We start from the raw sequence: 13879 nt of genomic DNA, 5'->3' as shown, positions 1-13879 counted from the left end.
GTCCCCCGACCGTGGTCAGCGCGATCCGGCAGACGGCCCCGGTGTGCCCGGTCAGCTCGGGGCCCGCCGGAAGCCCGAACGGCAGCGGCAGCTCCCGGCCGGGCCCGCGCCGCAGCCGCTCCTGCACCTGGACGGCGCTCGGCCGGTTCCCCGGGTCCTTGGCCAGGCAGTCGTAGAGCAGTTCCCGCATCGGCTCCGGCACCCCGGACAGGTCGGGTTCGTCGGTGATGATGTGGTGCATCACGTCGCGCTGGTACTCGTCCATCCCGAACGCGGGCCGCCCGCAGGCCGCGAACACCATCGTCGACGCCCACGCGAACACGTCGGTGTGCGGGCCGATCCGGTGCTGGTGGTTGATCTGCTCGGGCGCCATGTAGGCGGGCGTGCCGACCCCGACCCCGGCGCGGGTGGACAGCGTGTTGAGCGCGTGGGCGATCCCGAAGTCGATGACGCGCGGCCCGTCCGGGCCCAGCAGGATGTTGCCGGGCTTGAAGTCGCAGTGCATGATCCCGACGGCGTGGATCGCGACCAGCGCCGCGATGGTCTCGGCGGCGAGCCTGCGCAGCCCGTGCGGATCGAACGGCCCCTTGCCGTCGACCCGCTCGGCGAGGGTGGGGCCCTCGATGTACTCGCTGACGATGTACGGGCAGCCGTTGAACACGCCCGAGTGCATGACCTTCGCGGTGTGCCCGTCGACGCTGCCCGCCACCTCGAACTCGTGGGCCAGCCAGCGCCGGGAGTTCTCGTCGTCGGCGAACTGCGGGTGCAGCAGCTTGATCGCGACCTCGGTGCCGTCGCGGGCGATCCCGTGGTAGACGGTGCCCTGGCCGCCGTGGCCGAGCAGGCCCTTCAGCCGGTAACCGGCGAGCTCTTTCGGGTCCTCCCGACGCAGGGGGCGCGTCTGCGGCATACGAACCTCCGGGGGTCCACGCCAATCTATCCCGCGCGCCAGCCCCCGCCCGGTTCACACGGCACGTGTCAGGGCCGGGGTCAGGGTTGGTAGGGCGCGATGGCGCGCCAGCCCGGATCGGGCACCGACTCGACCTTCGCCCTGCCCTCCGGCCAGGACGCCGCGAGCTGGTCGAGGACGGCGACCGCGGGCGATTCGGCGTCGGCGTACAGATGGAACACGCGGATGCCGTCGCCGGTCTCGGTCAGCGCGAGGACGGCCTGCGCGCCCAGCTCCTCCAGCTCCTTCTGCGCGGCCCGCAGCGCCGACGCCGAAGGCTCGACCGGCAGCCGGTCGGGGTTGCTGTGCGCGTACGGCAGTGTCAGCGAGACATGGGTGTCGCACAGCGGGTAGTCCTGCCGGTGCAGCGGGTACTTCACCGCGACGCGGGCGGGATGTCCTCGGGGGGTGCGGCCTTCGCCCGTCAGCCACGCCCCCTCTTTAAAAGGTTCGGCGACCTGTTCGACCACCGACGCCAGCAGGCTGGGCGGCAGGGCGTCGATGGGCGGCTCGATCGCGATGGTCACCTCGCCGATCCAGCGGGCCACGTCGTCCTCGCCGAGCGACCAGTCCAGGACGTGGAAGGCGACCTGGAGCTGGGTCTGCTCGTCCACGAACAGGAAGTCGGGGTGGTAGGCGGAGATGTGGATGCGCGAACGCTGCCGGTCGACCCGCATCCCGAGCTTCACATAGGTGAGGTCGAACTCGTGGTCGGCGAGCGCGAGCTTCTGGGTGAGCATCTCCGGGTCGGGCTGGCGGGCGCCGTAGAAGGTCCACTCCTCGCGCTTGGGCGCGGCCTTGCGCCAGCGCTCGGCGAGACCGCGCAGCTCGGCGATGCCGCCGCCCGTCACCGTGAACGACGGGCCGCCCGCGTCGATCTCCCAGAGCAGATCCGGGTGGATCTTGTGGACGAGCCGGCTGATCTCCTCGTGGAGGCCGGTGTCCAGGGCGTCGTCGGACGCCTCGATCTGCTCGCGGAGCCGGGGCCAGTTCTCCCAGAACTCGGAGATGGCGGTCCCGGCGGGGGAGGTGTCACGTCGCTTGAAGATGCCCATATCGCCGTTCATGCTACGACGTCCGGTGGACGTCCGGGGTAAAGGGCTTGCCAGTCGCGAATATCCTTGGGGGACTATGACTCTGCGCGTGCTTGCCGCCATGTCCGGCGGCGTCGATTCCGCCGTCGCCGCGGCCCGGGTGGCCGCCGCGGGCCACGAGGTGACCGGCGTCCATATGGCCCTGTCCGCCAACCCCCAGTCCTACCGGACGGGGGCGCGCGGCTGCTGCACCGTCGAGGACTCCCGCGACGCCCGCCGCGCCGCCGACGTGATCGGCATCCCGTTCTACATCTGGGATCTGGCCGAGCGGTTCGACACCGACGTCGTCCAGGACTTCGTGGACGAGTACGCGGCGGGCCGCACCCCCAACCCGTGCCTGCGCTGCAACGAGAAGATCAAGTTCGCCGCGCTGCTCGACAAGGCGCTGGCGCTGGGCTTCGACGCCGTCTGCACCGGCCACTACGCGCAGGTCAGCGACGGGATCCTGGCGCGCGGCGTGGACGAGGGCAAAGACCAGTCCTATGTGCTGGCCGTCTGCACGCGGGAGCAGCTCCGTCACGCGATCTTCCCGCTGGGCGACACCACCAAGGCCGAGATCCGGCTGGAGGCCGAGCGGCGCGGGCTCCAGGTCGCCGACAAGCCCGACTCCCACGACATCTGCTTCATCGCCGACGGCGACACCCAGGCGTTCCTGCGCGACAGGCTCGGCTCCGCCGAGGGCGACATCGTAGAAGCCGACGGAACCGTGGTCGGCAAGCACGAAGGCGCCTACGGCTTCACCATCGGCCAGCGCAAGGGCCTGCGGATCGGCACCCCCGCGCCCGACGGCAAGCCCCGCTATGTGCTCGACATCTCACCGGTGAACAACACCGTGACGGTCGGTCCGCGTGCGGCGCTGAACGTGGACGAGATCACGGCCGTCCGGCCGATCGGGTTCGAGCGCGAGCTTCCGGCCCGCTGCTTCGTCCAGCTCCGCGCCCACGGCGAGGTGCACGCCTGCACCGCGACCCTGGCCGGCGGGGAGCTGCGGATCGTGCTGGACCGGCCCGCCCAGGGCGTCGCCGCGGGCCAGGCCGCCGTCCTCTACGACGGCGACACGGTGCTCGGCTCCGCGACGATCTCCGCCTCGTCCCTGCTGGCCCCGACGGCCTGAGTCCGGGCTTCTGCGGTCGCGGTCCTGACGGTCTGGAACTTGAGCGCGGCGATGGTCACCAGGGCCAGGAAGGTCACCGCGTTGGCCAGGGTGATCGCCAGATCGCCGCTGCCGAGACCGTAGGCGAGCCAGAGGCCGACCCCCGCGGTGAGCAGGGCGAGATAGGTCCAGGAGAAGTCGTCGGTGGAGCGGGTGCGCCAGGAGCGCAGGAGCTGAGGTGCCCAGCAGCCGGTGGTGAGCGCACCGGCCAGCAGTCCGACTTGAGTCATGACGCTCCGTAACTAGGAACGGTGCCCGGGGTGGTGGGACCGTTCCAAGACAGTAACGCGCGTCACATGGGGATTTCCGGAGAAGTCCGGATACGGTCGGGAGAACTCTGGGTGACCGGACGGCGTCCCAGCTCGATGGCCTGCTGCATCACGTCCAGGAGGCGGTCGGGCAGGGTGGCGTCGAGCAGCGGGCGCGGCGACTGGAAACTCGCCGAGATGATCAGCCCGTCGGAGACGGCCGCCATCATCCGGGTCTTCGGATCGAAGACCGACGCCTCGCCGAGGCCGATCACCGCGCCGCGGTCGCCGGAGATCGCGCCGAACCGCGCCCAGAGGTCGAATCCGTCCTTGGGATCGAACCGGGAGCGGTAGGCCACCAGGATCGCCACCCGGACCTCCTCGGGCTTCTTCCCCTTCGCCCTGACGGTGTGGACGCCGCCGAAGCGCGCCCCGAACTGGTCGGCGCCCGGCGCGGCCGTGCAGGAGGCCACGGGAGCGGTCAGGGCCTTCTCGACCTTCAGGGCGCGGCAGAGGTCGGGCTGGGGGACCGCGCGCAGCGTCAGCGGGTCGGGTGGGTCATAGCCCCCACAAGCGGTCATCACCAGGAGGAAGGTGACAATCAGCCCAATTCTCAGCATGGCGCGCAGGATAAGGCACGGCACAATGGTGCGTGTGACTTTTCCCTGGTCTGACGGCAGCGCGACCGGCATCGGCTCGTACCCGGGCACCGACGCGGCCGAGGTTTTCAAGATCGTGACGGGTGAGATCCCGCTGCCCCACCTACCCGAACTGCCCGATCGAGGGCCCGGCGCCGACATGATCGGCAGAACGGCGGGGCTGCTGGTCGAGATGCCCGTCCGGCTGGAGCCGTCGGGCTGGCGGCTCGGCGACCGGCCCGGCATCGACCTGCGCCGCGCCCACGACTTCCTCAAATACGACCTCGACCTGGTCGAGCAGCTCGCGCCCGGCGGGCCCTTCAAGATCCAGGTCTGCGGCCCGTGGACCCTCGCGGCCGCCATCGAACTGCCGAGCGGCACCCGCGTGCTGCGCGACGCCGGGGCCGTCCGCGATCTGATCGGCTCGCTGGCCGAAGGGGTCAAGGAGCACGTCGCCGAGGTGCGGCGGCGGATCCCCGACGCCCAGATCCTCCTCCAGATCGACGAGCCGGGCCTGCCCGCCGTCCTGGCCGGACGGGTGCCCACCGCCAGCGGGTTCCGCACACTGCGCTCGATCGCCGCGCCGGTCGCCGCCGAGGGGCTGCGGACCGTCCTGGAGGCGTCAGGGGCGTTCCCGATCGTGCACTGCTGCGCCGCCGACGTGCCGTTCAAGGTGCTGCTCGAGGCCGGGGCCAAGGCCCTGTCGGTGGAGATCGGGGCGATCCCGGTCAAGGGCGACGAGATCATCGGCGAGGCCGTCGAGGACGGGATCGGCTTCCTGTTCGGCGTCGTGCCCGGCACGGACGTCCGGCTGCCCGAACCGGCCAGGACGGTGGCGCCCGTCCGGGATCTGTGGCGGCGGCTCGGTTTCCGCCCCGAGACCCTCGGCGGCCAGGTCGTGGTGACGCCCACGTGCGGGATGGCAGGCGCTTCGTCGGCCTATGTCCGGCGCGCTCTGGAAACCTGTAGAAAAGCGGCCGCCACGCTCGTCCACACCCCCGAATAGTGTCAGTGCCGCACGGCAGAATTCAGGGGAGGCCGGGGCCTGGTGAGCTCTTCTCCAGGCAGCATGAACAGGAGGTTCGTCGATGAGTCAGGCTGCGGCGGAACGGCACGGGGAGCTCTCCCGCGTGATCATCGAGGCCAACGAGCAGTACTACAACTCCGACCAGGCGACTCTCAGCGACATCGAGTACGACACGCTGCTGCGCGAGCTGCGCGCGTTGGAGGAGTCCTACCCCGAGCTGGTCACCGAGGAGTCGCCGACACAGCGGGTGGGCGCGGAGGCGTGGCCCGGGTTCGCGTCGGTGGCGCATCTGGAGCGGATGCAGAGCCTCGACAACGCGATGGACTTCGAGGAGCTCACCACGTGGGCGGAGCGCCTTGAGGCCGGGGTCGAGGTCGGCGAGTACCTCTGCGAGCTGAAGATCGACGGCCTGGCGATCTCGCTGGTCTACGAGGGCGGCAAGCTGGTCAGGGCGGTGACCAGGGGCGACGGCGCGGTCGGTGACGACGTCACGGCCAACATCCTGACGATGCCGTCGGTGCCGACCGAGCTGACGGGGAGCTTCCCCGACCTGGTCGAGGTGCGCGGCGAGGTGTTCATGGAGGTCGCGGAGTTCGTCAAGCTCAACGAGCGGCGGATCGCGGCCGGTGAGCCGACCTTCCGCAACCCGCGCAACACCGCCGCGGGCGCGCTCCGGCAGAAGGACGCGGCGGTGACGGCGCAGCGCCCGCTGACCATGATCTGCCACGGGTTCGGGGCCTGGCAGGGCGGCCCGGCGGTGCCGGCGACCCAGTCGGGGATCTACGAGCTGTTCGCCTCGTGGGGGCTGCCGATCTCCGACCGGTACCGGGTGGTGCCCGATCTGGCGGCCGTCAAGGAGTTCATCTCCTACTACGGCGAGCACCGGCACGATCCGCGGTACGAGATCGACGGCATGGTCATCAAGGTCAACGAGCTTTCGGTGCAGCGCAGGCTGGGCTCCACCAGCCGGGCCCCGCGCTGGGCGATCGCGTTCAAGTACCCGCCGGAGGAGGTCCGCACCAAGCTGGTCGACATCAGGGTCGGGGTGGGGCGCACCGGCCGGGTCACCCCGTACGGGCTGATGGAGCCGGTCGCGGTGGCGGGCTCGGTGGTCGAGCGGGCCACCCTGCACAACGCGTTCGAGGTGGTGCGGAAGGGCGTCAAGATCGGCGACACGGTCGTGCTGCGCAAGGCGGGCGATGTGATCCCCGAGATCGTCGAGCCGGTCCTGGAGCTGCGCGACGGCTCCGAGCGCGACTTCGTGATGCCGTCCGAGTGCCCCGAGTGCGGCGCCGGGCTCGCCTACGCCAAAGAGGGCGACAAGGACATCCGCTGCCCCAACACCCGGAGCTGCCCCGGCCAGCTCCGCGAGCGGATCGCGTTCCTGGGCGCGCGCCGCGTGCTCGACATCGACGCGCTCGGCTATGTCGGCGCCACCGCGCTCACCCAGCCGCTGCCGCCGACCGAGGCCCCGGTCAAGGACGAAGGCGATCTCTACCATCTGACGGTCGAGCAGTTGCTGCCGATCAAGAACTATGTGCTGGACGCCGCCTCCGGCACCCCGAAGATCGATCCCAAGACCGGCGAGATGAAGGTCGTCTCGTACTTCGCCAACATCAACGGCACCCCGAAGAAGGTCGTCGAGACCCTGTTCGCGCAGTTGGAGGAGGCGAAGGCGCAGCCGCTGTGGCGGCATCTGGTCGCGCTGTCGATCCGGCACGTCGGGCCGAGCGCCGCCCAGGATCTGGCCCGCAGCCTGCGCTCGTTCGACCGGATCTTCTCGGCCACCGAAGAGGAGCTGACGGAGGTCGAGGGGGTCGGCCCGACCATCGCCAAGTCGATCGTGGAGTGGTGGCAGGTCGACTGGCACCGCGAGATCGTCGAGAAGTGGCGGGCGGCCGGGGTCCGGATGGAGAAAGAGGACGACGGCGAGGAGATCGTCCGGAATCTGGAGGGGCTGACCATCGTGGTCACCGGCTCGCTGGACGGGTTCAGCCGCGACACCGCGAAAGAGGCGATCCAGCTCCGCGGCGGCAAGGCGTCGGGGTCGGTGTCGAAGAAGACCTCGTTCCTCGTGGCGGGGGAGAGCGCCGGGACGAAGTACGACAAGGCCGTCCAGCTGGGGGTGCCGGTGCTCGACGAGGCGGGCTTCCTGGTTCTGTTGCATGAGGGGCCGGAAGCGGCCACATCAGTAACGCTCAGCGAGGAGTGACGAGAATTTCTCGCGGGAAGAGATGAGCGGCGCTCGTGAATTCCCCCACGAGGGAGCTTTCCGTGCGATCCGGTACGTAACACACCGTGCCCGACCGGTTTCGCAAAGCTGACGGAAAGCCTTACAGTCCTCCTGTGAAGGACCCGAACAACACCAGGGACACCCTGCCTCGCGCCGGGTCACCGCTGTGGTGGTATGTCACAGCGGTGGTCGGGGTGGGTGTCACCGTGCTGATCGCGGCGATGTCCGAGGTCACCCCGGCCGATCTGGCGGCCGGGCTGCGCGATCCCCGGTTCTGGCTGCTCGGCCTGTTCATCGTCTTCGGCGAGATCAGGCCGATCATCACCCCGGGCGCCAACGAGAACAACAGCGCGACCACCTCGACCACGTTCACGTTCGCGGCCCTGCTGTACGCGGGGCTGCCCGTCGCCCTCTTCCTGCACGGGCTCGGCGTGGTGCTGTCGGGGATCTTCCACCGGCGCTCGCCGCACCGGACCGTCTTCAACGTGGCGCAGTTCACGCTCGCGCTCGCGGCCTCCACCGGGGTGCTCTGGGCGTGCGGGGTCAGCGGAACCCCCACCGCGCCGTGGGTGCCGCACGGGGACGCCCTCGGCGCGGTCATGCTGGCCGGCACCGTCTACTTCCTGGTCAACGACACGCTGGTCGCCGGGGCCGTCGCCCTGCACGAACGGGTCTCGCTCGGCCGGGTGCTGGGCGCCGACCTCGGCTACCAGGTGCTCGTGCATCTCGCGCTCATCGGGCTCGCGCCGATCGTCGTCGTCGCCATGGACCGGTCCCCGGCGTTCATCCCGCTGATCGTGCTGCCGTTCACGGCCGTCTACCTGACGGCGTCGGCGTCGGTCCGGCGCGAACACCAGGCCCTGCACGACGCGCTGACCGGGCTGCCCAACCGGAAGTTCCTGATCCTCCGCTCGGAGGAGGCGCTGCGGTCGGCCCGGCTCAAGGACGCCCGCGGCGACGCCACCAGGGTCGGGCTGTTCCTCATCGACCTGGACCGCTTCAAAGAGGTCAACGACACCCTCGGCCACCCGACCGGCGACAGACTGCTGCAGATCATCGCCCACCGGCTCACCCACAGCGTCCGGCCCGGCGATCTGGTGTCGCGGCTGGGCGGCGACGAGTTCGCGGTGCTGCTGCCGACCGTCCGGGACGTCGCCGCCGCCCGCGAGGTCGCGGTGCGGCTGCGGGCCGCGCTCAGCGAACCGGTCCGGCTCGACGGGATGACCTTCGACCTGGAGGGCAGTGTCGGGATCGCGCTCAGCCCCGACCACGCGCCCGACTTCGAACTGCTGCTCCAGCGCGCCGACGTCGCCATGTACGTCGCCAAGGAGGGCCGGACGGGCGTCGAGATCTACTCGCCGGCCGCCGACCGCAACTCCCCGGCCAGGCTCGGGCTGCTCGGCGATCTGCGCCGCGGCATCGACCGCCGTGAACTGGAGCTCTACTACCAGCCCAAGATCGAGCTGGCGACGGGCGCGCTGGTCGGGATGGAGGGGCTGCTGCGCTGGCGGCACCCCGAACGCGGGCTGATCGGCCCCGAGGAATTCCTGCCGCTGGCCGAGCAGACCTACCTGATGAAGGCGATCACCCACTATGTGGTGCGTGAGGCGCTCGCCCAGGCGCACTCCTGGTGGCGCGACGGGCTGAACGTGCAGGTCAGCGTGAACGTCTCCGGCCGCGACCTGCTCGACGGCCAGCTCGCCGAGACGATCACCGCGGAGCTGCTGGAGCGCCGGATGCCCGCCTCCTGCTTCGGGCTGGAGATCACCGAGCGGATCCTGATGAACGAGTCCGCGTACGCCTCCGAGACCGTCAAATCCCTCGCCTCCCTCGGGATCCCGCTCAGCCTCGACGACTTCGGCACCGGCTACTCCTCACTGATCCGGCTGAAGCGGCTGCCCGTCGAAGAGGTCAAGATCGACGCGTCGTTCGTGCGCAGGCTCACCGAGTCGGGTGACGACCTGGTCATCGTCCGGTCGATCATCGATCTGGTCCGCACGCTGGGGCTGCGCTCCGTCGCGGAGGGCGTCGAGGACTCCCGGACGGCGCTGCTGCTCGGCGACATGGGGTGCGACATCGCGCAGGGCTGGCACTTCGGCCGCCCGATGGACGCGGCCACCGCCACCGCCTGGGTCCGCGGCCACCTGCGCCGCGCCCCCGAACCCGCAGCCTGAGCCCCGTAACGCGGAGGTAATTGAGCCGAGGCGCGGAGCGCCTGCCCATAGGATGGGTCGCGAACCCAACCGATCTTCCGAAGGTCTTCCTATGTCCATCACCCGTGACGAGGTCGCGCACCTCGCTCGGCTGTCCCGGCTGGCGCTGGGCGAGGATGAGCTCGATCACTTCGCCGTCCAGCTCGACGCGATCGTGTCCGCGGTGGCGCGGGTGCAGGAGGTCGCGGCGGACGACATCCCGCCCACCACCCACGCACTCCCGATCACCAATGTCTTCCGGCCGGACGTCGTGCAGCCGTCGCTGACCAACGCCGAAGCCCTCTCGGGGGCGCCGGCGGCCGAAGACGAGCGCTTCCGGGTGCCGCGAATCCTCGAGGAGGACTGATGGGCGGAGGACAGATGATCTTCAAGACCGCCGCCGAGCTGGCGAAGCTGATCGCGGACGGGGAAGCCTCCGCGGTCGAGGTCGCCCAGGCGCACCTGGACCGGATCGAAGCCGTCGAAGGCAAGGTCAACGCGTTCCTGCACGTCGGCAGGGAGGCCGCGCTGGCGCAGGCCGCCGCCGTCGACGCCAAGATCGCCGCGGGTGAGGAGCTGGGGCCGCTCGCCGGCGTCCCGATCGCCCACAAGGACGTGTTCACCACCAAGGACATGCCCACTACCTGCGCGTCCAAGATCCTCGAGGGCTGGCGGCCGCCGTACGACGCGACCGTCACCACCCGGCTCCGCGACGCCGGCCTGGTGATCCTCGGCAAGACCAACATGGACGAGTTCGCGATGGGCTCCTCCACGGAGAACAGCGCCTACGGCGTTACCCACAACCCGTGGGACCTGTCCCGGATCCCCGGCGGCTCGTCGGGCGGCTCGTCGGCGGCGGTCGCCGCGTTCGAGGCGCCGCTGGCCACCGGCACCGACACCGGCGGCTCGATCCGGCAGCCCGCCGCCGTCACCGGTCTCGTCGGGATGAAGCCGACCTACGGCGGTTCCTCCCGGTACGGCCTTGTCGCGTTCGCCTCCTCCCTCGACACTCCCGGGCCGTTCGCCCGGAACGTCATGGACGCGGCCCTGCTGCACGAGGCGTTCTCCGGCCACGACCCGCGCGACTCGACCTCGATCGACGCGCCCGTGCCGAGCGTCGTCGAGGCCGCCCGCCAGGCCGACGTGTCGGGGATGCGGATCGGCGTCGTCAAGGAGTTCACCTCCGGCGACGGCTACCAGGCCGGTGTGCTGGCCCGGTTCAACGAGACCGTCGAGCTGCTGGAGTCGCTGGGCGCGAAGGTCGTCGAGCTGTCCTGCCCGGCGTTCACCTACGCGCTCCCGTCGTACTACCTGATCGCGCCGTCCGAGGCGTCCTCGAACCTCGCCAGGTTCGACGCGATGCGCTACGGGCTGCGGGTCGGCGACGATGGCACCCGCTCGGCCGAAGAGGTCATGGCGCTCACCCGCGCCGCCGGGTTCGGCCCCGAGGTCAAGCGCCGGATCATCCTCGGCACCTACGCCCTGTCCTCGGGCTACTACGACGCCTACTACGGCAAGGCCCAGCAGGTCCGCACCCTGATCACCCGCGACTTCGACGCGGCGTTCGAGCAGGTCGACGTGCTGATCTCGCCGACCACGCCCACCACCGCCTTCCCGATCGGCTCCCGCGCCGACGACCCGATGGCGATGTACCTGGCCGACCTGTGCACCATCCCGTCGAACATGGCGGGCAACGCCGCGATCTCCGTCCCGGCCGGCCTCGCCGACGAGGACGGCCTTCCGGTCGGCCTCCAGATCATGGCCCCCACCCTCGCCGACGACCGCTGCTACCGCGTGGGCGCCGCCGTCGAGAAGGCCCTCGAGGACCGCTGGGGCGGCCCGCTGCTCGGAAAGGCTCCCGCGCTGTGACGACCCTCGTACCTTTCTCCGAAGCCCTCGCCAAGTACGACCCGGTGCTGGGGATCGAGACGCACATCGAGCTCGGTACCGCGTCGAAGATGTTCTGCGGCTGCCCGACCGAGTTCGGCGGCGCGCCGAACACGCACGTGTGCCCGGTCTGCCTGGGGCTGCCCGGGGCGCTGCCGGTGGTCAACGCCAACGCGATCGAGTACGCCATCCGGATCGGGCTGGCGCTGAACTGCTCGATCGCCGAATGGTGCAGGTTCGCCCGGAAGAACTACTTCTACCCGGACATGCCGAAGGACTTCCAGATCTCGCAGTACGACGAGCCGATCTGCTTCGACGGCCACCTCGACATCGAGGTCGAAGGGCAGACCTACCGGATCGGGATCGAGCGGGCGCACCTGGAGGAGGACACCGGCAAGTCCACGCACGTCGGCGGTGCGACCGGCCGGATCCACGGGGCCGACCACTCGCTCGTCGACTACAACCGGGCCGGCATCCCGCTGATCGAGATCGTCACCAAGCCGATCGAGGCGACCGGCGAGATGGCGCCGCTCGTCGCGAAGGCTTACGCCACCGAACTCCGCGAGCTGGTCAGGGCGCTCGGCGCGTCCGACGTGCGGATGGAGGAAGGCTCCATGCGGTGCGACGTCAACGTGTCGCTCATGCTCAAGGGCGCCGACCAGTGGGGCACCCGCACCGAGACCAAGAACGTCAACTCGCTGCGCTCGGTCGAGCGGTCGGTCCGCTACGAGATCGAACGCCAGGCCGGGGTGCTCGACGCGGGCGGGAAGATCGTCCAGGAGACCCGCCACTTCCAGGAGGGCCCCGGCACCACGCTGTCCGGGCGTTCCAAGGAGGAGGCGCAGGACTACCGGTACTTCCCCGAGCCCGATCTGGTGCCCGTCGCCCCGTCCCGCGCTTGGGTGGAGGAGATCCGGGCGACCCTGCCGGAGCTGCCCGCCGCACGGCGCGTCCGGGTGATGCAGGCGTGGTCGCTGTCGGACGAGGAGTTCCGTGACGTCGTCAACGCCGGTGCCCTCGACCTGATCGAGGAGACCGTCGCCGCCGGGGCCGCGCCCGCCGCCGCCCGCAAGTGGTGGATGAACGAGCTGTCCCGCACGGCCACCGCGCAGGGCGTCGAACTGGCCGCGCTGCCGATCACGTCGGAGCAGGTCGCCAGGATCCAGGCGCTCGTCGACGCGGGCGACCTCAACGACAAGCTCGCCCGGAAGGTGTTCGAGGGCGTCCTGGCCGGGGAGGGGACCCCGGACGAGGTCGTCGCCGCCCGCGGGCTCAAGGTCGTCTCCGACGACGGCGCGCTGATCGCGATCATCGACCAGGTGCTGGCCGACAACGCGGACGCCGCCGCCAAGGTCCGTGACGGCAAGGTCGCCGCCGCGGGCGCGCTCGTCGGCGCCGTCATGAAGGCCAGCCGCGGCCAGGCCGATGCCGGACGCGCCCGCCAGATCATCCTGGAGCGGCTCGGCCAGGCCTGACCGCCGGGGCCGACCCGATCGGCCTGACCTGCCTCTCCACCGGGGATGCGTGCTTCAAAGCCGCATCCCCTTTTCTTTTGCCTTCTCCTCCGTGCATCACAACTGTGCAATCCTCGGCACGTACTGCACCGTAGGGATTACGTCGGGTGAGAGTTTGTCGCCGGATGGGCGCTGACCCTCAATCACCCCGTGACCTACGGAAAGTAACGTGCGGAGCGGGAACATTGTCCGCTTACTTAGGAGCAGAGTTGATGGACGGCGAGCCGGGCTCGCGCCGGCTACCGGCGCAAACGCTCCCTCTTGCCGTCGTTCTCGTGGCAGGTGGCCTGTACACGATCGGTGCGCTGCTCGGCTGGACCAGTGAGTGGGCCGCCGCGGGAGCCGCCGCGGCGGCCGCGGGCAGCTTGTTCTATGCCGGTTACCGAGGGTCACGACCGTCCGGGTTGGGGCCCGAGTCGTGGCGCTGGTTCGGGGTCGCCGCGGCCTGTTTCAGCGCGGCCGCCGTGACCAACGCCGTCACCGAGATCGTGCTCAACAGCTCCATCGCCGCCCTCTCGCTGGGCGACCTGTTCTACGCGGCGGCGATCGTCGCGATGTCCGCCGGGTTCGTGATCCCGACCAGGCTGCCGCGGCGCGGCAAACTCTGGCTGAGATACGCCGCCGACACCTATGTGTGCGGGGCGGCGCTGTTCGTCCTCGGCTGGGACGCGATCTTCGGCCGGCTGTTCGAGCAGTCCGACGAGACCCCGTTCCAGTTCCTCACCGAACTCCTGCATCCGCTGCTCGACCTCGGTCTGGCCTGCGCGCTGCTGCCGTTCCTGATCGGCGCGGCCCGCCGCCAGCGGCCCACCGCGGCCGTCGCCTATCTGGCCCTGCTGATGCTGACCGCGGGCGACGTGATCGCCACGGCGGCGCGGCTCGACAACACCGAGGGCACCGCGGGCGACGTCCTGCGGTTCGCCGGTCTGCTGCTGCTGGGCGCG

General features: G+C 70.4%; 11 protein-coding genes and 1 pseudogene. 8 read left to right on the top strand and 4 right to left on the bottom strand.

Annotation, left to right across the window (positions count from 1 at the left end; genetic code table 11):
* A partial coding sequence (locus ACYVE7_RS16810) for a serine/threonine-protein kinase (RefSeq protein ID WP_460365646.1) occupies positions 1-910 on the bottom strand: 910 nt, incomplete at its 3' end.
* An 80-nt stretch (positions 911-990) separates the two neighbouring features.
* A complete protein-coding gene (locus tag ACYVE7_RS16805) occupies positions 991-2004 on the bottom strand; it encodes a DUF695 domain-containing protein (RefSeq protein WP_460365645.1) in 1014 nt (337 codons plus the stop codon).
* A gap of 76 nt (positions 2005-2080) precedes the next feature.
* Between ACYVE7_RS16805 and mnmA the strand changes: the two genes are divergently transcribed.
* A complete protein-coding gene (mnmA, locus tag ACYVE7_RS16800) occupies positions 2081-3157 on the top strand; it encodes a tRNA 2-thiouridine(34) synthase MnmA (protein ID WP_460365644.1) in 1077 nt (358 codons plus the stop codon).
* Here mnmA and ACYVE7_RS16795 read toward each other — a convergent pair.
* Together ACYVE7_RS16795 and ACYVE7_RS16790 are read right to left on the bottom strand one after the other, a co-directional pair.
* Positions 3088-3426 carry a SemiSWEET family sugar transporter gene (locus ACYVE7_RS16795; RefSeq protein WP_460365643.1) on the bottom strand — a complete coding sequence of 113 codons (339 nt, stop codon included), beginning with the start codon at positions 3424-3426 and terminating at the stop codon, positions 3088-3090. The genes mnmA and ACYVE7_RS16795 overlap by 70 nt on opposite strands.
* Positions 3427-3488: 62 nt before the next feature.
* Positions 3489-4064: a hypothetical protein gene (locus tag ACYVE7_RS16790; protein WP_460365642.1), complete on the bottom strand. Its 576-nt coding sequence runs from the start codon at positions 4062-4064 to the stop codon at positions 3489-3491.
* Between the two features lie 25 nt (positions 4065-4089).
* Here ACYVE7_RS16790 and ACYVE7_RS16785 point away from each other — a divergent pair, with 25 nt between their 5' ends.
* The 7 genes and pseudogenes from ACYVE7_RS16785 to ACYVE7_RS16755 form a co-directional block, all read left to right on the top strand.
* Positions 4090-5088, top strand: coding sequence for a methionine synthase (locus ACYVE7_RS16785; protein WP_460365641.1), 999 nt, complete (start codon positions 4090-4092; stop codon positions 5086-5088).
* 82 nt (positions 5089-5170) lie between these two features.
* On the top strand, positions 5171-7321 hold the full coding sequence (ligA, locus tag ACYVE7_RS16780) for an NAD-dependent DNA ligase LigA (RefSeq protein WP_460365640.1): 2151 nt from the start codon (positions 5171-5173) through the stop codon (positions 7319-7321).
* Positions 7322-7455: 134 nt separating this feature from the next.
* On the top strand, positions 7456-9516 hold the full coding sequence (locus ACYVE7_RS16775; protein WP_460365639.1) for a putative bifunctional diguanylate cyclase/phosphodiesterase: 2061 nt from the start codon (positions 7456-7458) through the stop codon (positions 9514-9516).
* A gap of 91 nt (positions 9517-9607) precedes the next feature.
* Complete coding sequence (gene gatC, locus ACYVE7_RS16770; RefSeq protein ID WP_460365638.1) at positions 9608-9901, top strand: Asp-tRNA(Asn)/Glu-tRNA(Gln) amidotransferase subunit GatC; 294 nt, start codon at positions 9608-9610, stop codon at positions 9899-9901.
* Positions 9901-11403 (top strand): Asp-tRNA(Asn)/Glu-tRNA(Gln) amidotransferase subunit GatA, encoded by a 1503-nt coding sequence (gene gatA / locus ACYVE7_RS16765; protein ID WP_460365637.1) that lies wholly within the window; start codon positions 9901-9903, stop codon positions 11401-11403. The genes gatC and gatA overlap by 1 nt, the downstream gene beginning before the upstream one ends.
* A complete protein-coding gene (gene gatB, locus ACYVE7_RS16760) occupies positions 11364-12896 on the top strand; it encodes an Asp-tRNA(Asn)/Glu-tRNA(Gln) amidotransferase subunit GatB (RefSeq protein ID WP_460365647.1) in 1533 nt (510 codons plus the stop codon). Before gatA ends, gatB begins: the two co-directional genes overlap by 40 nt.
* A gap of 314 nt (positions 12897-13210) precedes the next feature.
* Positions 13211-13879: pseudogene (locus ACYVE7_RS16755) on the top strand (GGDEF domain-containing protein); the annotation flags it as partial.

Source organism: Actinocorallia lasiicapitis (assembly GCF_054778695.1).
This window is presented reverse-complemented; position numbering and strand designations above follow the sequence as displayed.